Below are 19,838 nucleotides of genomic sequence, written 5' to 3'. Positions count from 1 at the left end.
CGTGCCCGGGCCCGGAGGCGTCGCGCTCACCGACGTCACGATCTACGGCGACGCGTTCGCGTACAAGCCGGTGTCGTCCGAGTTCAGCGCCGCCGGTGAGCGAGCGGCGGTTCAGGCGACCGTGTTCGGGTCCGGCGGCGCGCACGAGTGGGCCAAGGGCCTGGAAGACGTCACCGCCACCCTCGCCGGCAACTGGGGATCAGCGACCACCGGCGGCGTCGACGAAGAGCTGTGGCTCGCTCACCAGCAGGACGGCGAGCGGCTCTGGACCGTGTCGATGGCGGAGACCGCGACCCAACCGGCCTGGGCGTTCAAAGCGGCGCAGATGGGCTACGGCTCACCGGCCGGCAAGCTCGGCGAGCTCGGCGCCTTCGAGGCCGCCCTGGCGGGAAAAGGCGGCTACGGGCTGCTCCGCGGCCAGCTGGCCAAACCGAAAAGCGCGGTGGCCGCGACCGGGCAGCTCGGCTCCGTCGTCACCCTCGGCGCGCCGATCACTGGGCAGCGGCTCTTCGCGATCCTGCACGTCTTCACCCCGCCGGCGTCGATCACCGTGCAGGTCCAATCCGACGACAACGCCGGCATGACCTCGCCCACGGTGCGCGGCACGATCGGCCCGATCACCGCCGCCGGCGCGACGTTCATGACGCCGCTCGCCGGGCCGCTGCCGGGCGAGCAGTTTTTCCGCATGAACGTCTCGGCCTTGACCGGCACCGGCGAAGTCGCCGGGTTCCTCGCCGTCGTCTGAACAGGAGAACCGCCGATGCCCTACAAGGTGCTGATCGACCCGTACTTCGTGCTCAACGGCACAAACCTGACCGCCTACGTCCAGAAGGTCGAGGTGCCGCTCGAACGCGAGGACCTCGACGTGACGACCTCCGGCTCCGGCGGCGCGATGGAGCACGCGAAGGGCCTGGAGAAGGGGACGATCAAGATCACGTTCCTCGACTCGTTCGGCACCGGCGAGGTCGACGCCGTGCTCTTCCCGCTCTACAAGGCTGACGCGGCGGTCACCTTCGAGGCCCGGGCCGACTCCGACGCCGTCTCGACATCGAACCCGAAGTGGACCGGGCTCACCCAGGTCACCCAGTACAGCCTGGGTGGGGCGGTCGGGCAGGCGGCCGTGAAAGAGCTGGAGTGGCCGACGAGCGGCCCGACCTCGCGCGCCGTCGCCTGACGATGGCGACCGCCGTCAACTTCTCGGTCACCGGCGCGAACCGCGCCCACGTCCTCGGGAAGCGGCTCAAGGGGCTCGGCGAGAAGGAGCTCAACGCCGAGCTGCGCAAGGGCGTCAACCGCGGCGCCCGGCAGATCCCGAGAGCGGTCAAGGCCGGCGTCGGCGAGTTCATGCCCAGCGGATACGCCCCGGTGCTGCGTGCCGCGCTCCGCTTCAAGACGAAGAACCAGGCAGCCGGCCTCACGATCCAGGCGACCGCGAAGGGCAATCCGCGCGACCGCAAGGTCACGGCGCTGAACAACGGCGTGCTGCGGCACCCGGTGTACGCCAACCGCGAGGTGTGGGTCGCGCAGTCGGTCAAGCCCAGGTTCTTTGACCAGCCCGCCGAGCAGCAGCGCGGCGCGGTGCGCGCCGAGCTCAAGCGCGTCCTGGACGACATCGCGAAGAAGATCACCAGCTAGGGAGCACGGGTTGAGCGGCAAGCGGTTCCGGATGACCGTCGAGGATCGTGCGGAGTACGGCGGCGAGGAGTGGGTGTTCCTCGACTTCGACAAGCTCGCGAACGCGCGTGCTGTGGTGCTCGAGCGCTACGAGCGGGCGACCGGCGTCCTGATGCAGAACATCCTCGCCGCCTACACCGGCAACGGTTCGATGGAGGCCAGCCGGGCGCTGGTGTGGATCGCCCGGGAGCAGAGCGGTCTGCGGACACCGTTCTCGGAGTTCAACATCCACACGCTGAAGCTCGACGTCGAGTACGTGGGCGACGAGGACCCGGAGCAGGAGAAGGCGACGGCCCTCCCTTTGTCCGATTCGCCGCCGACCTCGCCGGCGTCCGACTGACCGACTTCCTGACCGCGCTCGCGCCGCGCATGAGCCGGATCTACGGGCTGCGGCCCCGCGACCTGCGTGACCTCACCATTCCCGAGCTGGACGCCTACCGGGCGGACCTGGCGGAACTGATCAAGGGAGGTGCCGGTGGCGACTGAGCAGCTCGTCTTCGATGTGTTCGCCAAGGCCAGCGGCACATCGGACGTCCAGAAGCTCGGCAGCGCGATCGACGACGTCGGGAAGGCCGCCGACAAGCTCGACAAGAAGTCGACCGGCGGGAACCTGTTCACCAAGCTGGTGTCGGCCGCGAAGGACGCCGGATCGAAGATCGGCTCGGCGCTCTCGTCCGGTCTCTCGTCGGCAAAGAACGGGGCCGGGTCGGCGGCGTCCGGGCTCGGGTCCTTCTTCAAGTCGATCCCCGCCAAGGCGCTCGAGGCCGGCAAGGACGCCGGGCAGAAGCTCGGATCGGCGATCAACGACGGGCTGAAAAACTTAGGTCCAGGCGGTGCCTACGTCGGCGGCGCGATCGTCGCGTCGGCTGTCGCGGCCGCGCCTCTGCTCAGCGCGGCGATCACCGGGGCGCTGATCGCCGGTGTCGCCGCGGCCGGAATCGGCGCCGCCATCGCATTGCAGGTCAAGGACAACCCCGAGCTGCTGCGTATCTGGGGCGACCTGGGCACGCAGATCAAAACCCAGCTCACCCAGGCAACATCGGTCTTCGGCCCGCAGCTGATCGCCAGCGCCCAGGTCTTCCGCGCGACCTGGAACAGCTCGGTCAACGACGTCCGCCAGTTCTTCGCGAACCTCGCCGGCGACGGCAACCTGACCGCGCTCGCGACGAAGCTCGGGTCCGGATTCCAGGACCTGATCCGAGGGGCATCCGAGCTCAGCGTCACGTTCAAGCCCGTCCTGGACGCGCTCGGCACCGGCCTCGCCGGCACCCTCAGCATGCTGGGCAACTCCTTCTCCCAGATGAGCAGCCAGGGCGCCGCCGCGGCGACCGCGCTGCAGCTGATCTTCGGGGCCTTGAACGGATCGCTGGGCGGCATCCTCCAGACCATCACCGGCCTGACTGGCGCCTTTGGTTGGTTGGCCGAGCACGGCATCCTCGGCCCCGAGGTCGCCGCGTCGTACGACGCGTACAAGCAGTCGATCGACAATGCCAAGGTCGCGCAGAGCCAGCTCGGTACCGCGACTCAGCAGACGACCAGCCTGATGCAGGAACAGGCGAACGCGCTCAAGGCGCAGACGGACCCCGTTTTCGCCTTGATGCAGTCCCAGCAGCAGCTCACCACGGCGCAGAAGGCGCTGGCCGACGCGACCTCGAAGTACGGCGCGGACAGCCAGCAAGCCAAGGACGCGTCGCTGCAGCTCAGCCAGGCCGTCGTCGGTATGCAGGACTCGTCGGCGAAGGCCGCCGACGCCGGGTTCGACGGCAAATTGACGCCCGCGATGAAGCGGGCGATGGAGGCGGCGCACCTCTCGAAAGAGGAGATCGCCGCGATCGAGAAGGCGGCGCAGGACGCCCACGCGGCATTGGAGCAGTACGACGGCACATATACCGCGCACGTCGTGACCGTGTACGAGGCGCTCGGTGACAAGGCCGGAACCGTCGGGACGGCGCCGGTGGGTGGCCTGTTCAAGGGCTACGCCCGCGGCGGCATCGACTACAAGATGGCCGCCGGCGGCACCATCGGCAGCCACTTCGTGAACAGCCCCACCGTCATGTACGGCGAGCGTGGTGTCGAGGCCTACATCGGCAAGGACGCCCCTCGGGCCCGGTCGCGGGCGATCGCCACCACGGTGGTCGAGGACTGGCTCGGCGGCCGGGTTACCTGGCCGGGTGCGAGCAATCCCGGTGCTGCGGGTGTCGGTTCCCGGCCGGGCAGCGCCGCGGCGCTGGACCTGGGCCCGCTGCTCACCGAGATGCGGCTGCTGCGCCTCGAGGTGGCCCGCAGCGGCGGCCGCGACGTGTACCTCGACGGCCGGCTGGTCGGGTCGCAGCAGGGGCGAGAAGCCAACCGACTGGCTCGGGAGTACTGAGTGCCCGACCTCTACCAGTTCGTCGACTCCATCACCGAGGATCCGACGATCCTGCTCGACCTGTCCCTGGCGCCGTGGAGTGTGCTGCTGTCGGGCACAACGCTCGGGCCGCCTCCGCTGCGTCGAGCGCGCGTGACGAATCTGATGTCCCACGGCGACCACATCCCGGCCGCCGCCTACGGCAACCAAATACTCAAGCTCGCGCTGCTGCTGCAGACCGAGGATGAGGACGCGGTCGCCGTCGCCGTGCAGCGACTGGCGTGGGAGCTGGACCGGCCGACGAACCTGCTGCGGCACTGGCCAGCCGGCCAGACGCACCCGGTGTTCTACCGGACCATCAAGTCCGAGCTCGGGCCGCTCGAGGAGATCCTGACCACCCTTAAGCAGGCCACGATCCCGATCGAGGCGGAGCCGTTCGCGCTCGGCCTCAAACAGACCCTCGCGCCGGTGACGATCTCCGGTGACCCGGCGACCGGCTGCTACTTCGAGGTCAACGGTGTGCTCGGCGACGTCGAGACTCCGCTGTACCTGGAGTTCGACGCAGACGACGTCATCGCCCCTGGCCGCCGCGAGATGGTGATCTCCGTCCGCCGCCGCGGGAACCCGGCCAACGCACCGTGGATCCTGCAGGCCGAGGCAATGGATCGCGCCGCGAATACGACGCTGCCGGGGAACGACCCGACCGCCTCGGGCACCGGCAACAACTACACCCGCTCGACCTCGCTGACGAGCGACTTCGTGACGCGCCTGTCCGGCGTCTTCGGCTCGGTCCCCGGTGTCGACGTGCGCGGCAAGTCCCGGCTCTACGGCCGATTCCGGAAGACCAACGCGACGGGCGAAGTGCGCGTCCGGTTGGCGTTCTCACCCGACGGCGTCACCGAGTACATCCCCGACACCGTCGGCGTCGTACTGCCCGCCGACACGGTCTGGCGGTGGGTCGACCTGGGCACCATCCAGATCCCGTTCGGCTACGACCCGGGCACCGACGGACCCAGCGGCGTCGACCTCCCGGCACGTGGCTACGAGATCCGCGTCCAGCAGTGCATCACCGACGGCGCGAGCAATCTCGAAACGGACGCGGTCGTCGGGATGCCCGCCGACGACCGGCTGTGCAAGATCCTCTGGCCCGGCACGGCCGGCCCGACGTCGCTAATGCTCGACTCCTCCGCCCGGCCCAAGGCCTACGGCCTCGGCGCGGCCGGCGAGGTCTACCCGACGGCCCTGATTCCGATCGTCGGCGGAACCCCGATGGTCAGCCCCAACGACGCCTACAACCTCGTCCGCGTCCTGGACGACGCCGGCACCAAGAGCGCCGCCGGTCACCTGCTGAACAACAGCGTCAGAGCCGTCCCCATCTACTGGCCGCGGTACCTCGGTGGCATGCGGCCCCCGACCACATGAGGAGCACTACGTGAGCGGTGGCATCTGGACTCTCCCCGCCGGCGCCGACATCGCGCTGGCCGCTGGAGTGGCCAAGACCGTCCTCGGCGTACGGGCAGGCGCGGCGTTCGCGATCTACCTCAAGCGGCTGCGGATCTCGTTCGACGGCGTCAACGCTGCGAACACGCCCGTCCTGATCGAGTTATGCCGGTCGACGTTCGCCACCCAGCCGCCGACCGGGACGAACAACACGGTCGTCACCCCGGTGCTGCACACCGGACGCAGCACGACAGTCGGCGTGACTGCGGCGCGGAACTGGACGACGGAGCCCACCGCGCTGACCCCGATCGAGGAATTCCGCCTGACACCTAACGGCGGCACTCTCGCCTACGACGAGCCGCTGCAGGACGAACCGGACTGTGACCTGCAGGAGGGTTTCGTCGTACGGCTGACCGCCGTGCAGAACGTCAACGCCCGGCCCGTTCTGCTCTTCGGCCGCTGCTGAGCGGATCTACCGATGGCCGACCTGACGACGCTGGTCACCGACTTCCCGACGAATCAGGGGTCGCTCGCGCTCGTCCAGGCCAATACCCCGTTCACGCAGTCGGTCGGCGCCGTGACGGTGGCGAGCAACGCGCTGACGGTCGTGTGCGCGACGTCGTTCGCCAACGCTGCCCGGTCGGGAAACTACTCGTGGGCCGGCGGCGGGCTCTACAGCAAGCCGGTCCCCGCGCCGGAGGGCACGGCGGCGACCAACCAAGAGACCTTCTTGGCGATCGCCGATGCGTCGAGCACCGACGCGTCGATCCGGATCGCCTACGACTGGGACCTCGCGCCCACGACACCCACGATCACCGCGGTCCTCTACTCGACCGACAACACCTTCACCGACGTGAGCACCCCGGTCAGCGAGACCTATTCGGCGGTGAATCACGCCTGGCTGGGCTGGTACTACGACGCCAGCAACATCTACTGGATGAAGTCGGCCGACGGCGCGACGTGGTCGATCATGCGGCAGGTCGCTCGATCGCTCGGCGCTTGGCTCACAACCCAGACCGACCTCAACTGGGAGTTCAGCACCAACCGCGTCGGCGGCAGCAACACCAACGCGACGCTCGACAACATCAACACCGGTGGCGTGGCCCCCGGTGCCGGCACCCCCGGACCGACCACCCGCCCGATCGTCGGCGGCAACAGCTCCGCCGTGATGCGGGCCTCCAGCTGGTGAAGGGGGCGCCGTGGCACGAGTAGGTCGCTCGTTTCCTACCCGCCCGATCATCTCCCGCGGGCCGGTCGCACCTGGGCTGCTCTACCAGTCGCTCGTCGACGACTTCGAGGACAACATCCTCGACACCACGCGGTGGCCGAACACCTTCGGTGTCACGAGCGAGGTCGGCGGCCGCGCCCGGGTTCAGTGCGACACCGGCTTCAACGGCTACCGGAGCGCCAAGACCTTCGGCATCCCCGGCTCGACCGCCGTGACCCAGGTCGTCACCCTGCCCTCGGCGGCCGGAGCCACCACGGCGTACGCGGATCTCCTCATCGAGTCCGACACGGTCACGGCCGGAACGCGGATCCTGTTCCGGGCCGACGCCGCGATGGGCCTGCTCACCGCGGCACTGCAGGTCGGGTTCGCGGACGGTGGGGCCGTCACCGCCGCCTTCAACCCGCTCGCGCCGATTTGGCTGCGGGTGCGCGAGGCCGCCGGACAGGTGGTCTTCGACTACTCCCTCGACGGCTACGCCAGCGTCGGGTGGACCACGCTGCGGACGGCGAGCACCCCGGCGTGGATGACGACGTCGACGACGTACGCCACCCTCCAATCGCACCGCGACGCCGGCGCGGCCGACTTCACGGAGTTCGGCAGTTTCGGGCTGTTTCTTCCCGATCCGATCGCGGCACCGCCACCGCTCTACATCCGGGCTCAGCGCCGCCGGCCGCTGCCGCCGGGCGCGATCATCCTCCGCGCACCGGACACCCGGCTGCCTCCGTCCAACCGGGTCGCGGTCGGCCTCGACGGGTCGCTACTGCTGCCGATCTCGGTCCGGCTGACCAGCCACCTCGCCGACGTGCTGCTCGTCGAGGAAGTCCGCGATCTGACGTTCCGGACCCGGGCGCCTGGCGGGTTCTCCTCCGCGACCCTCTCGCTGCACCGGCCCGTCGACGAGATCTGCCCCGAGATCCAGATCTTCGGCCGGATGTACGTGTACGACACCACGGACGGCTCGACGCTCTGGGAAGGCCGGATCGAGGATCCGGGGAAGAGCTCCGGCGAGGACGGCCAGGTCTGGGACGTCACCGCGATCGGCCCGTCCGCGCACGCGCAGGACGAGCACTTCCCGTACGTGCCGATCGACACCTCGATCGATCACTACGTGAAATTCGGCGGCAGCAAAGCCAACACGACCGTCAGCACCTTCACCGACGCCAACGACAACGACGGCGTCAAAGTCGCGTTTCCCGGCGGCGTCGCCGCCGCCGCGCCGCAGTACGTCAGCGCCCGGTCCCTGCGCATCTACAACGCCGGCCTCGCGCTCGGATCCGTTCGCGCGACCGCGTACGCCAGCGACACATCGCCGGGCTGGGAATCACGCATGTACGTCTATCCCGCGGCAACACTGATCGACTCGACCACGATCAGCACGTCTCCGACGTCGTTCTTCGGAGAAGTCGGCGTGGATTTTGCCTTCGGGCAGACCATGCTCCACCTGCGCATGGACCGCACCAACCCCAGCTCTCCGACCTCCGACGAGATCTGGACGTTCTGGTACGACATCGTCGTACGCTCTGCGCTGGTCGACGAAGAAGGCCACCCGGTCAGCGACCACTCCGATCCGTGGGTCACCTCCAGCCAGATCGTGCAGGACCTCATCGGGTCGCACACCAGCCAGTACGACCCGCTCGACGCCTTCATCGAGGAGACCAGCCAGCACATCACCCAGCTGGCCTACGACTCGACCACGGTCGTCGACACGTTCAACGACCTGATGGCGCTCGAGGGCGCGTTCTACTGGGCAGCCTGGGAGACCATCGCCAGGTCCGGGAAGTGGCGTATCGAGTGGCGCCCCTGGCCGACGAACATCAAGTACTCGGCCGGTATCGAGGACGGGTGGTCGTCGCCGGGCTCGGCCGCCGATCTCTACAACAAGGTCGCCGTCACCTGGACCAACAAGGTCGGCCGGCAGCAAACCACCACTCGCACGAACAGTGTCCCGGTTCTGACCCGCGCCGGTCTGACGCGCTCGGACCGCATCGACCTCGGCAGTGAGATCGGCTCGGCGGCCGCGGCCATCAGCACCGGCGACGCGTACCTAGGCGAGCACGCGATGCCCAGCCAGAACGGCCGGCTCACCATCGCCCGCCCGGTCCCCAACTTCGAGACCGGACACCAGGACCCCCCACAGAAGATCCGCGCCGGCGGGCTGATCCAGGTCCGCGGCGTCGACCCGCTGCCCAACGCACTCAACTCCGACGGCCGCGACGGCGTCACCAACTTCCGGATCGTCGCGACCGACTTCCGGCTCTCCGACGGAACCGTCGAGCTCGAGCTGGACACCGACGCCCTCTCAACATCCCGCGCGATCGCGCAGCTGCAGCGCCGCCGTACCCGCCACTGAGCGCGGTGGTTCCACATTTCCGACCGGATCGGAGGCCTGCGTCGTGGCCGCGATGACCCAGTTCCGCAAGTACAACGAGCACGCTGCGCCTGCGCTGCTCTCGTTCGACGACCACCTCGAGCGGCTCGGCGCCGTCCTGGTCGGGATTGGTGGCGACGACGACCACCACGGCGGATACCACCTATCGGTGTCCCGGCTGCTCGGCACCAGCCACCAGAGCGACTACTCGCTGCAGGGCAACGTCAACAAGCCGCCGGCGGACCTGCGGGCGGCGTGCGCAATCGACATCGGCCGCGGCACCTGGGGCTATCACGGCGAGTGGCTCGAGGACGTCCGGCGCCGCTGCGCAGCGGACGAGCTGCCCGACGTCGCCGAGCTGATCGGCGACCCCGACCTGATCACCGGCGCGGCGATCGACGGCGTACGCGCGATGTACGCCGCGGCGTCGACCGGCTGGGAGTGGGAGATCTACACCGGCCAGGGCCACACCTCCTGGTGTCACGTCGGCGTGGGCCGCGCGCACGCCCTGGACGAGACGCTCGGCGATCGCCTGTTCGCCGGCTGGGGACCTGACGGGCCCGAAGGAGAGGACGAAGACATGGACGGCAGCACGAAGTTCCAGGTGGACCGCAACGGCGACGGTGTGAAGGAGGAGGTCACGCTCGACAGCCTCATCGGCTGGAGCGTCGGGAAGACCCTCGAACACGACCGGGCGTTCCAGCTGCTCAACAAGCGGTTCACCGGAATCGAGAACGCGCTGCTGCGCCTCGAGCAACTGCTCGGCGGCACCGGTGACCCGCGGACCGTGCGGGGCGGCTGAGTGGAGATGGCTGACGACATCACCCTCGGCGAGGTCGGCCGGCGCATCGACGCGCTGTCGATGGAGGTGCGGCAGCTCGTCTCTCGCAGCGAAGTCGACATCCGCTTCACCGCGGTACAGAAGGACGTCGCCGAACTCGAAGCGCGACTGGCGGTGGCGGAGTCCCGTCGCTGGCAGGCCGGGCTCGCGGTCGTCTTCTCCGTGCTCGTGCCGCTGATCCTGGCCTATCTGCAGAGCGGCCGGTGACAGCGCCGAGTCACCGCCGCGGCCGCGGTCAGGTCGCGTACCGGCCGCCGGCTGAGCCGGAGCCGTTCCGGCACGCCCGCGGCCGCGCACCGGTGCGGCCGCCGATCGCCCAGACCAGGCAGATGCCGGCGATCGATCCCCGGCCCGAGGTGGTGGAGCTGCGTTACCGGCCACCCCTGCGGGTCGAGCTGGCGCTGTACCTCAGCACCGTGATGCTCGCCCTGGTCCTCGGCGTGGTCCCCTGGCTGGGCCTGCACCTCTGGCGGATCGAGCGCGGGATCGAGTCACCGATCGTCGTCATCAGCCCATCGCCCACGCCCGTCGAGTAGGAGATCTGCGTGTACGAGTACCCAGCACAACCACCGCCCGCACAGCGCCCGGTCGCCAAGCACCGCGCGCCCGAACCTAAGGTCACCTGGGCCACGATCGGCTCATACGTCGCCGGCGTCGTCGGTCTCACCATCCTGCAGTTCCTCGACGCCGACCTCACGCTGCTGGCCTGGCTACCCGATCCGATCGAAACCGCGGTCGTGCCGCTCGTCCCCGCGGCCGCCGCGTTTATCGCGGGTTATCGCACCCGGCACCAGGCGCGCCCTGGCGACGTCGCTCGGCGAGCGCCGCTGCGGTAGGTTCGCCGCCGGGTTAGGTGAACTGCATCTCGGTCGAAGTAGCCCCGTCCTCCTCCTGGAGGACGGGGCCACTTCCGTCGTTTCAGGGTCGCGCGGGGGTGCGCTCCAGAGCTCGGCGCCCCGCCTGCTCGCGGCCGCGGCCGCGGCCGGCGCCTGCCCGGGATCCTCGTCCCGCTCGACTACACCAGGATGCCCGAGTCGAGACTGATGCTGCTCCGGCTGTCCACAGGCACGATGGTCAGACAGCGTCCGGGACACCGGTGTATTGCTCGCCGCGGGGCTGCTGCCCTCGGGGCGTGGCGTAGCGGAAGTAGATGAACGTGCCGCCGCCCGCGTGGGTGCGGGCGGTCACCCCGTATTTGTGCGGCGACGCGCCGCGGTCGGGCCGGAGGCTGTAGCGCTCGACGTCACGGAGCCACGATTGGCCGTCCTGGTCGACCGGGGCCGCGTGGGTGACGACGGCTGCGATCCAGGCCTCGACGTCGGCCAGCCGGACGCGGCCGGATCCGTCGGTCGGAACATCTGGTACCGCGGCGGGGGCGGCCGCTGGCCCGTAGACGATCGACTCCGCGGTCTGACCGAGGGGCCCGCCGCCGCCGTTGCCCGCGCCGCCGTTGCAGTTCAGCTCGATGGTGGCACCGCTGGCGAGGTCGAGGTACCAGCCGGCGTCCGACGAGCCGGCGTTGGGATCGCCGAAGGTCGATCGGAAGGCGGCGATACCGCCGGTGGGCAGCGCCGCGGTGAAGGCCTCCTCGAAGAGGCGGACCACCGTGAAGTGCTCGTGGGGCTCGGGATCGGCGTAGTAGGCAGCGAAACTCACTGGGGCACGGTACCTCTCGTCGGGTCGCGCCCGGTGCAGCCTTGGCCCTCCGCACCGGGCGCGACGATCAGGTCACGCCTGCTTGTTGGATTTGGGGCACGTCGCCGTGCCGGTGCCGCCCTTCTGATGCGGATTGAACTTGCCGTCGCTGCCCACGGTCACCCGCTGCCCGCAACTCGGGCACGTCTCCGCGGCCATGTTGTGCCTCCTTCGGTACCCCGGACCGGCCGGGCGCCGGACCGGACAGGTTTGACGCGGTCATCCGCGGGGCGACGATCATGTGAAGCTGCGCACGTGGTCCTTGAGGGTCGGCGTCGCCTCGACGCGGGTGATCCACCGGGCGTCCAGGTCGTCGGCCGGTGTCTCCACCAGCCCCTGGGCCGTGTACTTCCAGGTCGATCGCCGATCGATGATCCATCGTCGGCCGGGCTGCTCGCCATAGTCCTCCAGCCAGCCGATCCGCACATCTTCACCCGCGGCCGCGACCGGCTCGAGGGCGCAGAGCAGGAAGTCGATGTAGTCGGTGTGGCCGTGGGGCAGGAGGCACAGCCGACGGATCGGTACACCGCCCGGGGGCTGGACCGTCCGGGCCACGAGCGTCGTCCACTCGTCGCCCCAGCCGGGTGGAAGACGTCGCGTCACCCGCCAGTGCCGGAACGCCGCAGCATCGCGGGTGGGGCACGCACGGGAGATGGCCTTCACACCCACGATCTCTCGCTGGGCGAGCGCGAAGACGCCGGCGAGATCATCGGTACTCACGGGTGAGGCTCCTCTGCAGAGTGGTCGATCTCGCCGCGTACCTCGGCGGCGAGTTACGTCCCTGGCCCACTGGACGCGGGAGCACGGCCACAGCGGTACGGCGCCCCAGTGCAGGCCGGAGCTGCACCGGGTCTCGTCGTCGTGGCCGTGATGCATGACGTACGGGATGCGCAGATCGAGCAGCCCGTAAGCGGTCGCTACGTCCTCGGGGATGAGCGGCCGATGCCAGAGCACGACCCGATCATCTGCCTGAAGGTGTGATGCCCAGCGCCGTCGATGCGTCGACGAGCACCAGCGTCGCCCCGTGGTCGGCGATCATCGCCGCCATCCGCTGCTGGGCCTCCGGAATCGGCGCGAGCCAAATGGCCGACGGAATGAGCACGACGCGAATCACACCCGCGTCGATCTGTTCGAGCAGCTGCCCGAAGGCGGAATCGACGGACGGGAGCGGCAGATCGGTGACGTCTTGGAACCGTCCGATGATCGGGTAGCCGTAGCGCGAGGCGAAGCGCGAGGCGCGGCGGTGCGCCTCTTCCACGCCCTGGATCGGTTTGTCGATCTGAGTTGGATCGGCGCTAGCCCGCAAGTACACGGCTGCGGGTCCTCGGTCGTCACCGGAGTGGTCGGTGACGATGGGGACGCGAAGTCGGCTGCGGTGCTCCACGTCCCCATCACCCAATCCCGCGGGTGCCGGACCCCCGTCCTCATCCGCAGGAGATTGCCCGCGCTGGCGGCTACCGGGGTCGTAATCGGGCGGCTGCGTGCCCGCGGGCAGCGCGTCGCCCCGCGGTTCGGTCGCACGTCGATCCATCATGCGAGCGCCTTCCGTCCGTTTTACTCGCCGCCAGCGCGGTAACACGGAACGTAAGGCTGATCTGGAGGGTTGGTGCTGCCAACTGGCAGCACCAAATTTCGCGGGATGTCGTGCGTGCTCTAGACAGCGACTCCGGCGCGCTCGCAGAACCCGCGGAGGTCCGGCCCGACGGCCGCTTTCTTCGCAGTTTCGGCGAGCTCGCGCGCCGTCTCCCTAGCGTGGGGTGCCGAGCGTGTCCGCTGAGGGGCGAGCCGCTCGGCCGTCAGCAGCTGGCGAGTCGCTTCGTGGTGCCGTCCGCGGAGCGACGTCAACGCCCGGGCGACGTCGAGGTGGAAGGCAACCTGGCGGCTGGGCGAGTCGACGGCGGACGGCTGAACGGTGCGCGCGATCTCGACCGCGCGGCCTGGGTTGCCCATGTCAACCTCGAGCGCGACCTCCCAGAAGGAAGCGTTGGTCGGCCCGAAATGCGACCACCCGCCTCTCTCGCCGGTGACCCCCGCGATCTGCTTTGCCTCGGCCAACGCGTCCCGCGCACGCGTCACATCGCCGACCCCGAGGTGTCCGGTCGCCGCTGTCAGCGTCAGCATGCCTCGCGTCTCGAGGGAATCGGGAGTGTCCTTCACAGCGGACAGCCGGCCGGTTGCCCGATCAGCGATCGTCAGCATCCGGCGGTAGGCGCCACCTCCGCCGCCCACCGCGTGTGCCAACGCGAAGTCGGCGACCCCGCGCGACACTGGGTCGCCGAGGTGCTGACCAGCTTCATGCCCGATGCGCGCAGCGACGTAGCCGTCACCTGGATATCCCAGCCTCGACAGGGTGTACGCGGCCGCGTTCCCGACCCCGATGAGAAGTGACAGTGCGCGTTCGGTTTCCCCGCCGCGGGTCGCGTGCGCGTACAGCTCATCGAGCAGTGCGGGGAGCCGGCTGGTGATTCCGGCGTAGTCGCAGCTGCGGCGCAGGGCAGCGATCAGGTCGGCTTCGGCCGCCACCTGGTCGATATGGCGGGTGGGCCCTGCTTCTGCCGGTTCGGCGAGATCGAGACTGAGCAGCGAATGGCGTGTGCTGTGAACCCACCGGTGGGCGGTCTCGAGCTCCTGATCGGCGGGTACGTAGGGCTGGCCGGTGAGGTCGGCCACGGAGCACTCCAGGGCAGCGGCCAATCTGTTCAGGACGAAGCGGTTATTGATCGCCCGCTCGCCGCGTTCGACCCGGCTTAGATATGAGTTGTCGAGGCCAGCGCGGTCAGCGATGTAGCGGATTGACCAGTTCTTCCGAGTGAGTCGGCGGGCGCGGATCCGCGCTCCGATCGAATCAGACTCGGACTGGCCGGAGGCATGGGGGTCCCTAGGCATGAGGTGCTCCGTCTGTCACACGGCGTGGTGGTGCTGGGTACTACTCGCATGACTGACGCTACGCGTTGTGGGGACTTCCTGCGGGGCGTGAACGGGGTACGGTGATCGAGGCCCAGGCGACCGGCGTCGCTGGAGCTACTCGCAGCGGCCGCCGGCGTGATGCCGGCGGCCGTTTAGTCCCACCGGCGAAGCCAGCAGATTCAGCTACGCGTACTGGCCGCGGTCGTAGAGGTAGACCGCATTCGCCGCGTCCTCCGCAGGCAGGGCGGAATCGCCGTAGCAGCGGGCGATGACGTCCTTGAAGAATTCTGACGTCGCCTCGACCCTGGCGGGCACAGGCTTCCCGTCGGCCGCGAGATGATCCTCAAGGATCCGGGTGGTCCACGCGATCGGTTGCAGCCCGTCGAGGGGCGTGCCTGTGGTCGCCGACGACACGAACTGCCCGCACGTCACGAGTTCCTCGGCCGCCGCTGGCGGGTTGTCGGCCGCTGCCGGCGTCGTCTGCGATTGAGCGGCTGGCGGTGCACTCGGGCCGTCGTTGCCGGACATCACCAGCACGGTTCCGACGAGCGCGACCCCGATGACGACCAGGGCGACGAGGCCACCGACCACCAGCGGCCAGGCGCCCCTGCGACGCGGAGCGGAGGGCGGTTGAGGATTCCACTGGCTCTGGCCGGACTGCGGGGGATACGACGTCGTCATGGCGGCGCAGCGTAGGCGCAGCTGAGTGCGGTTCGGCACGTCCGAACGGTCCACACCGGACGGCCGTCCGGTCCACCGGTGCGGCAGTCCAGGTTCGCCCACCGGGCGAGAGTGCAGCAACCATCCGCCGGGTCAAGGTTTCCGATTGTGCACTCCCGCCACCGGGCCCCGCCTGATCGTGCAGCCCCGAGGTTGGCGAGGTTGCCACTGTCACCCTGCTGATGCGTCGGGTAACGAGGCACGACATGAGAGTGCTCCGTACACAGTGGAATTTCAAGGTTGCAAACTGCATTCGTGCAAGGGCAGTATTCGAATGCAAATTGCAGTGGCAGACTTGCATTCGTGACGGATCCCGAATCGGCCGATGCGCCCCAAGGTGGGGCGAAGCAGAACGCGCCGAATCCGACGCTCGCTCGGCGGATGCTGCTCGACCGGCTTCGTAAGATCGTGAGACGAAGTCCTCTCTCCCCGGAAGAAATAGCCCGGAAAGTGGGGCTAGATCCCTCGACAATCAATAGATGGCTAAATGGTCGCAAGAAGCACCTTCGCCCCCATGACGTTCGAGGCCTCCTCGTCGCGTGCGGCCTTGGACTGGACGACCCGACAGTCGAGGAACTGGTCGCGCTAGCCGAGCGCGCCGGGCGGCCGGGTGTTCTCGGCGTAACTCAGCCGTGGATGGAAAAGCTCCGCTTCGACTTCTACGTCGGCCTCGAGGCGGACGCCGTGCACCTCGTCGACTACGAGATCGCGATCGTCCCCGGCTTGTTGCAGACGCCGGCGTACGCCGAGGCCGTCATCCGGGCCACCGAGGGCGACATCAGCCACCAGGATCTCGCCAGCCGCATCATGGTCAGACTCAAGCGCCAGGCACTGCTCAAGTGCCCGAACGAGCCGCTGCGGCTGACCGCGATCATCGACGAAAACGTGCTGCGCCGCGGTCCCGCCGATCGATTCATCATGCGAACGCAGCTGGAGTATCTCGTCGGGGTCGCGCAGTGGCCGAACGTCGACGTCCTGGTGATTCCGTACCGGGTTGGCCTGCACGTGGGCGTCGAGACCGGTGCCTTTGTGCTGATGGAGTTCGCCGGCGACGATGCTGGGCCCGTCGCGTATTCCGAGACACCGACCCAGGCCGTCTATGTCGAGGACGTCGAGGGGGTAGGCCGCTATCGGACGGTCACAGAGCGGCTCCTGGGGTGCGCTCTCGGGTGCACAGAGTCGCTCGACATGATCGGTCAGGCCGCAGAAACCCTGCGGGACGACGAATAGGAGATCCAATGCCGTTGAGCAGACGGGCCCAGCCCGAGTGGCGCAAGAGCTCGTACAGCGGGGGGAGCGGCAACTGCGTCGAGGTCGCCCGGACGTCAGTGATCCACGTGCGCGATACCAAGCAGCAGGGCGGAGGTCCCGAGCTCACGTTCTCAGCGCAGGCCTGGGCCGACTTCGTCGGCGGACTGCGGACGAACTCCCTGAGGTAGCCGGCGCGGCGGTTGGTCAGTGGCGGCTGACCAACCACGCCCGCACGGCCGGGTGCTGGTCACCGATTGGTCACGCAGGCTCGGCCAGGTAGGGCAATGAACAGTGTTTACATGCAACTCACGGCAATCATTGTTCGGCCTCTGACCTCGCGATCGGCCATCTACGGCAATCACCCGCAGTTACTCGCCAACAGCCGCAAGCTGACGGCGGGCAACTTGAAAACTGCTGTACCGGGGAACCGGTACCGTGGGTTCGAATCCCACGCCCTCCGCTCTAGCAGCCCGGTTGCTGCGCTGACCTGCTGCGATCGGCTTGATTCGGGCAGGCTGCGGTCAGGCTGCGGTCAGGTTGACTCTGTCTGGCGGGTGCGGTGACCGACCCCCGTTGACCGTTGGGACGGGCACGCGGCCGGCCGGGTCGATGCGGGGCCCTAGTCATCGCTCTAGGGCGGCAGCGCGTTCTCCGGTGGGGGCTTAGCATGGGGGCCGGCGTCGGCGGCCTGAGGCACGCGCGGTGTCCTCTCGTGACGTGCCGGCGGGCCGGAGATCGGGCGCACCTGGGGAAGGGTAGGTCCGTCCACGCCGTGAACGGACACGCTGTCGAGGCGGCGGTCGTCAGGCGAGAGTGCCGACCGCGTGGAGCGTTGGCACGGCCGACTCCCAGCCGTCTACGGCGAACGACGTCCCTTGGCGGTACGCGGCGAGTCCGGCCGCCGGGTAGGGCACCATCCCGTCCGGCAGGTTGTCGAGGGCGAACCAGCCGATCGCCGAGCACTTCTCCGGCTCCTGGTTCACCGGGTCGCCGGTCCAGTCAGTAGCTTCGAAGAAGAATCCGACCCGTGGGTCTTCGCCGGGTGGCAGGACGTGCAGCGCGTGGACGCACCGCAGCGCGGTCGGGTCGAGATCGACGCCGACTTCCTCGCGGGCTTCGCGGACGGCAGCGTGTTTGATGGACTCGCCGGCCTCGAGCTTCCCGGAGGGCATATGCCACTGGCCGGCGGCGTAGCCACCAGCGCGCTGGGTGAGCAGCACTTGACCGTCGCGGACGAGCAGGATGTGGACGTCCACGATTGGTCTGTGGGGCACCGCCGGAGACTATCGACGTCTGCTGTGGCGGTGGGGGCGGACCGCGCCAGGCGCGACCTGATGTGCGGTGGGTGGCTGGTCAGCAGGGTTCGGAACGGAGGAATTCAGTCATTCGGTCGATCAGTTCACCGGCGGCGCGTCGTCGGCCGCGGTGATGCTGGCGCGGGCTTCGCCGATCGAGTTGAACAGCGCGGTGCGGTGCTGGTCGTCGACGTAGCGGTGGCGGGTGGCGAAGTGGCCCTTTAGTGCAGGGGCGTCGTGGGCAAGCAGCGCGACGTGATCGGCCGGAAGCGGCTCGGCGGCGCGCAACTGGAGCTCGTCGGCAGCGAGCAGCAGGAGTGGTTCGGCCGGCGGACGTTGGGAACGCCGAGATCGATGGAACATCGCCCACGCGAGAGCACCAGCAATTTTCCATCGATAACCATTTCCGCTGGACGGGGGCATCGGGCCGCGGCCCACTGTCGTTGCCGTACGAGTACTGCAACGGCGGTCCGCGACCGCCACATCCACCACCATCCGAGCAGAATGGACTCAACGACGAACCAGCGCAGCCCCGTCAACTGCCGTTGCAGTGCTATGCCAGGTCGCCGAATCCCGCGCCCTCCGTGTCAGCGCTTACGGCTCGACAGCTTCACCGCGGCGATCACGGCTGCTACTCCTCCCGACACCACCAGGAGGCAGCAGAGCAGGGAGAACACGTGCCACGGTTTGAGAGCGCCCATGGTTCGGGGAGCCTAGACGTTCCGCGCAACGGCCGGCGCGCGCAGCCCGTCGACGTCCCCGTCGACGCCCCTCGTCGACGCCCGCCGGTGACGCTCGTGTGACAGCGGCGTGCGAACGTCCGGCTCACCGGACCGGTGATCCCGAAAGGACGGCCACATGAACCCCCTCGAAGGTGAGCCGGCGAGTTATGTCTTGAAGAAGAAGACCGACGACGACGAGTCATTTTTCACCGGGAAGAAGAAGCCCCCGAAGAAACCGGAGAAAGAAGAGAAGGGTACAGAAGGGCCGAAAGGGGAAAAGAAGGTCAAGTTCAAGAAGTTTGATTTTTCAGATAAGAAGCCGCCTTCACCCCTCGACTACAGCAAATCTAAGTCATCCAAGGCTCCCACCGCTGAGGAGTTGGAAAAGATGAATATGGGCGGCAAGGGGAGCGAAGATTTCCTTTCCGCCGATGTGCAGATTGCGATACAGAAGTTCACCGCCTGGGCCAAAAAGCCGGGCTCAGCCATCAACTCCGGGGCAGGAGTGAAATCCATCCTGCTGACGCAAGGGGAGTACGACGAGGTCAAGTCACGTCTAGCGGGGAGCCACAAAAACTTCTTCGTAGCCATTGGTAAGTCGCGAACAGATGCCAATCAACGACAGCTGAAGATGGTTCACGTAGGCGAGAAGAGGCCAACGGGCCCAACCGGCGAGCTGAAAGCCTTGACCTACCATGTGAATATCACTGACGAAAGCGCACCCGAGCAGGACTTCAACAAGCTTCCGGACCACTGACCACGCCGGTCACCCTGCGGCGCTCGCGAGACTTCGGCAGGTTGATGCGATTCGCGCATCTCGCCGAGCACCACCGCCCGGAGCGGTTGCGCGACAGATCGAAGAATGCCAGGTCGCATGCTTCGAATGCGCACAGCTTCAGCCGCGTCCAATCACCGCGCGCCTGCGCCACCAGGATCTGGTTGAGCACGCGACCACGCAACTCCTCTGCCGGTCCGGCACCCGAGAGCGCCGACGCCGACGCCTGTCCCGCCTCGTCCACCGTGATCCGAACCGAGCCGCGCAACGGCGGGTGCGCATCGCCGTGGAGCAACTGACGCAGCGAGTCACGGAATTCTCGGAGCTCGGCCAGCTCCGCCTCGGACACCTCGCGCCCGAGCCACTCCGCCGCGTCCTCGGCCCGGCCGAGCAGGTCGACCGTGTCCTCCCAGGGCTTCGGCGCGGTCGTGTTCAGCAGCTCCTGGACGATCACCAGGCCGCTCGGCGCATCGTCCAGCCCGTGGCGAGCGTTGACGTCGATCGGCATGCACCCAGCGTAGTTCCGCCGGACGGTCGGCCACGGCTGCCGTCCGTCGGAGCGACCGCAACAG

At 68.4% G+C, this 19,838-nt stretch carries 25 protein-coding genes; 16 read left to right on the top strand and 9 right to left on the bottom strand.

The window, feature by feature from the left end:
• Position 1 precedes the first annotated feature (1 nt).
• From ACIBZJ_RS18835 to ACIBZJ_RS18775, 13 genes are all read left to right on the top strand, one after another.
• Complete coding sequence (locus ACIBZJ_RS18835) at positions 2-745, top strand: hypothetical protein (RefSeq protein ID WP_395931086.1); 744 nt, start codon at positions 2-4, stop codon at positions 743-745.
• Between the two features lie 15 nt (positions 746-760).
• Positions 761-1,174: a hypothetical protein gene (locus ACIBZJ_RS18830; protein WP_395931084.1), complete on the top strand. Its 414-nt coding sequence runs from the start codon at positions 761-763 to the stop codon at positions 1,172-1,174.
• The gene (locus tag ACIBZJ_RS18825; RefSeq protein ID WP_395931082.1) at positions 1,135-1,635 is read left to right on the top strand and encodes a hypothetical protein; all 501 of its coding nucleotides are present in this window, start codon (positions 1,135-1,137) and stop codon (positions 1,633-1,635) included. Before ACIBZJ_RS18830 ends, ACIBZJ_RS18825 begins: the two co-directional genes overlap by 40 nt.
• Positions 1,636-1,645: 10 nt before the next feature.
• Positions 1,646-2,014, top strand: a complete 369-nt coding sequence (locus ACIBZJ_RS18820) for a hypothetical protein (protein ID WP_395931080.1) — start codon at positions 1,646-1,648, stop codon at positions 2,012-2,014.
• A 135-nt stretch (positions 2,015-2,149) separates the two neighbouring features.
• Positions 2,150-4,045 (top strand): hypothetical protein, encoded by a 1,896-nt coding sequence (locus ACIBZJ_RS18815; protein WP_395931078.1) that lies wholly within the window; start codon positions 2,150-2,152, stop codon positions 4,043-4,045.
• Positions 4,046-5,446: a hypothetical protein gene (locus ACIBZJ_RS18810; protein ID WP_395931076.1), complete on the top strand. Its 1,401-nt coding sequence runs from the start codon at positions 4,046-4,048 to the stop codon at positions 5,444-5,446.
• 10 nt (positions 5,447-5,456) lie between these two features.
• A complete protein-coding gene (locus tag ACIBZJ_RS18805; RefSeq protein WP_395931074.1) occupies positions 5,457-5,930 on the top strand; it encodes a hypothetical protein in 474 nt (157 codons plus the stop codon).
• 12 nt (positions 5,931-5,942) lie between these two features.
• Complete coding sequence (locus ACIBZJ_RS18800) at positions 5,943-6,653, top strand: hypothetical protein (protein ID WP_395931072.1); 711 nt, start codon at positions 5,943-5,945, stop codon at positions 6,651-6,653.
• 10 nt (positions 6,654-6,663) lie between these two features.
• Positions 6,664-9,042, top strand: a complete 2,379-nt coding sequence (locus ACIBZJ_RS18795) for a hypothetical protein (RefSeq protein WP_395931070.1) — start codon at positions 6,664-6,666, stop codon at positions 9,040-9,042.
• 43 nt (positions 9,043-9,085) lie between these two features.
• Positions 9,086-9,862, top strand: coding sequence for a hypothetical protein (locus ACIBZJ_RS18790; protein WP_395931068.1), 777 nt, complete (start codon positions 9,086-9,088; stop codon positions 9,860-9,862).
• Between the two features lie 6 nt (positions 9,863-9,868).
• Positions 9,869-10,108: a hypothetical protein gene (locus ACIBZJ_RS18785; RefSeq protein WP_395931066.1), complete on the top strand. Its 240-nt coding sequence runs from the start codon at positions 9,869-9,871 to the stop codon at positions 10,106-10,108.
• Positions 10,105-10,437 (top strand): hypothetical protein, encoded by a 333-nt coding sequence (locus ACIBZJ_RS18780; protein WP_395931064.1) that lies wholly within the window; start codon positions 10,105-10,107, stop codon positions 10,435-10,437. Before ACIBZJ_RS18785 ends, ACIBZJ_RS18780 begins: the two co-directional genes overlap by 4 nt.
• Before the next feature lie 9 nt (positions 10,438-10,446).
• Positions 10,447-10,737 carry a hypothetical protein gene (locus ACIBZJ_RS18775; protein WP_395931063.1) on the top strand — a complete coding sequence of 97 codons (291 nt, stop codon included), beginning with the start codon at positions 10,447-10,449 and terminating at the stop codon, positions 10,735-10,737.
• Between the two features lie 238 nt (positions 10,738-10,975).
• On the opposite strand, the gene ACIBZJ_RS18770 is transcribed toward ACIBZJ_RS18775, so the two are convergent.
• The 6 genes from ACIBZJ_RS18770 to ACIBZJ_RS18745 all read right to left on the bottom strand — a co-directional run bounded on the left by ACIBZJ_RS18770 (position 10,976) and on the right by ACIBZJ_RS18745 (position 15,094).
• Positions 10,976-11,557, bottom strand: coding sequence for a hypothetical protein (locus ACIBZJ_RS18770; RefSeq protein ID WP_395931061.1), 582 nt, complete (start codon positions 11,555-11,557; stop codon positions 10,976-10,978).
• A gap of 72 nt (positions 11,558-11,629) precedes the next feature.
• The gene (locus ACIBZJ_RS18765) at positions 11,630-11,755 is read right to left on the bottom strand and encodes a hypothetical protein (RefSeq protein ID WP_395931059.1); all 126 of its coding nucleotides are present in this window, start codon (positions 11,753-11,755) and stop codon (positions 11,630-11,632) included.
• Between the two features lie 78 nt (positions 11,756-11,833).
• Complete coding sequence (locus tag ACIBZJ_RS18760) at positions 11,834-12,316, bottom strand: DUF6879 family protein (RefSeq protein ID WP_395931057.1); 483 nt, start codon at positions 12,314-12,316, stop codon at positions 11,834-11,836.
• A 241-nt stretch (positions 12,317-12,557) separates the two neighbouring features.
• Complete coding sequence (locus ACIBZJ_RS18755; protein ID WP_395931055.1) at positions 12,558-13,130, bottom strand: hypothetical protein; 573 nt, start codon at positions 13,128-13,130, stop codon at positions 12,558-12,560.
• Between the two features lie 119 nt (positions 13,131-13,249).
• Positions 13,250-14,482 (bottom strand): helix-turn-helix domain-containing protein, encoded by a 1,233-nt coding sequence (locus ACIBZJ_RS18750; protein ID WP_395931053.1) that lies wholly within the window; start codon positions 14,480-14,482, stop codon positions 13,250-13,252.
• A gap of 204 nt (positions 14,483-14,686) precedes the next feature.
• Positions 14,687-15,094, bottom strand: a complete 408-nt coding sequence (locus ACIBZJ_RS18745) for a hypothetical protein (RefSeq protein ID WP_395931051.1) — start codon at positions 15,092-15,094, stop codon at positions 14,687-14,689.
• 432 nt (positions 15,095-15,526) lie between these two features.
• Between ACIBZJ_RS18745 and ACIBZJ_RS18740 the strand changes: the two genes are divergently transcribed.
• Together ACIBZJ_RS18740 and ACIBZJ_RS18735 are read left to right on the top strand one after the other, a co-directional pair.
• Positions 15,527-16,453 (top strand): helix-turn-helix domain-containing protein, encoded by a 927-nt coding sequence (locus ACIBZJ_RS18740; RefSeq protein ID WP_395931049.1) that lies wholly within the window; start codon positions 15,527-15,529, stop codon positions 16,451-16,453.
• 8 nt (positions 16,454-16,461) lie between these two features.
• Positions 16,462-16,662 carry a DUF397 domain-containing protein gene (locus tag ACIBZJ_RS18735; RefSeq protein WP_395931047.1) on the top strand — a complete coding sequence of 67 codons (201 nt, stop codon included), beginning with the start codon at positions 16,462-16,464 and terminating at the stop codon, positions 16,660-16,662.
• A gap of 615 nt (positions 16,663-17,277) precedes the next feature.
• On the opposite strand, the gene ACIBZJ_RS18730 is transcribed toward ACIBZJ_RS18735, so the two are convergent.
• Both ACIBZJ_RS18730 and ACIBZJ_RS18725 read right to left on the bottom strand, forming a co-directional pair.
• The gene (locus ACIBZJ_RS18730) at positions 17,278-17,748 is read right to left on the bottom strand and encodes an NUDIX domain-containing protein (protein WP_395931045.1); all 471 of its coding nucleotides are present in this window, start codon (positions 17,746-17,748) and stop codon (positions 17,278-17,280) included.
• 120 nt (positions 17,749-17,868) lie between these two features.
• Entirely contained in the window at positions 17,869-18,132 is a 264-nt protein-coding gene (locus tag ACIBZJ_RS18725; RefSeq protein WP_395931043.1) for a hypothetical protein, read from the bottom strand.
• Positions 18,133-18,627: 495 nt separating this feature from the next.
• Here ACIBZJ_RS18725 and ACIBZJ_RS18720 point away from each other — a divergent pair, with 495 nt between their 5' ends.
• Positions 18,628-19,248 carry a hypothetical protein gene (locus ACIBZJ_RS18720; RefSeq protein ID WP_395931041.1) on the top strand — a complete coding sequence of 207 codons (621 nt, stop codon included), beginning with the start codon at positions 18,628-18,630 and terminating at the stop codon, positions 19,246-19,248.
• On the opposite strand, the gene ACIBZJ_RS18715 is transcribed toward ACIBZJ_RS18720, so the two are convergent.
• Positions 19,226-19,774 carry a CGNR zinc finger domain-containing protein gene (locus tag ACIBZJ_RS18715; protein ID WP_395931039.1) on the bottom strand — a complete coding sequence of 183 codons (549 nt, stop codon included), beginning with the start codon at positions 19,772-19,774 and terminating at the stop codon, positions 19,226-19,228. The two genes, ACIBZJ_RS18720 and ACIBZJ_RS18715, sit on opposite strands and share 23 nt — an antisense overlap.
• Positions 19,775-19,838 lie beyond the last annotated feature (64 nt).

It is taken from the genome of Cryptosporangium sp. NPDC051539, from assembly GCF_044454545.1.
GTDB lineage: Bacteria > Actinomycetota > Actinomycetes > Mycobacteriales > Cryptosporangiaceae > Cryptosporangium.
The sequence above is the reverse complement of the archived record's forward strand: the minus strand, read 5'-3'. Positions and strand labels throughout refer to the sequence as shown.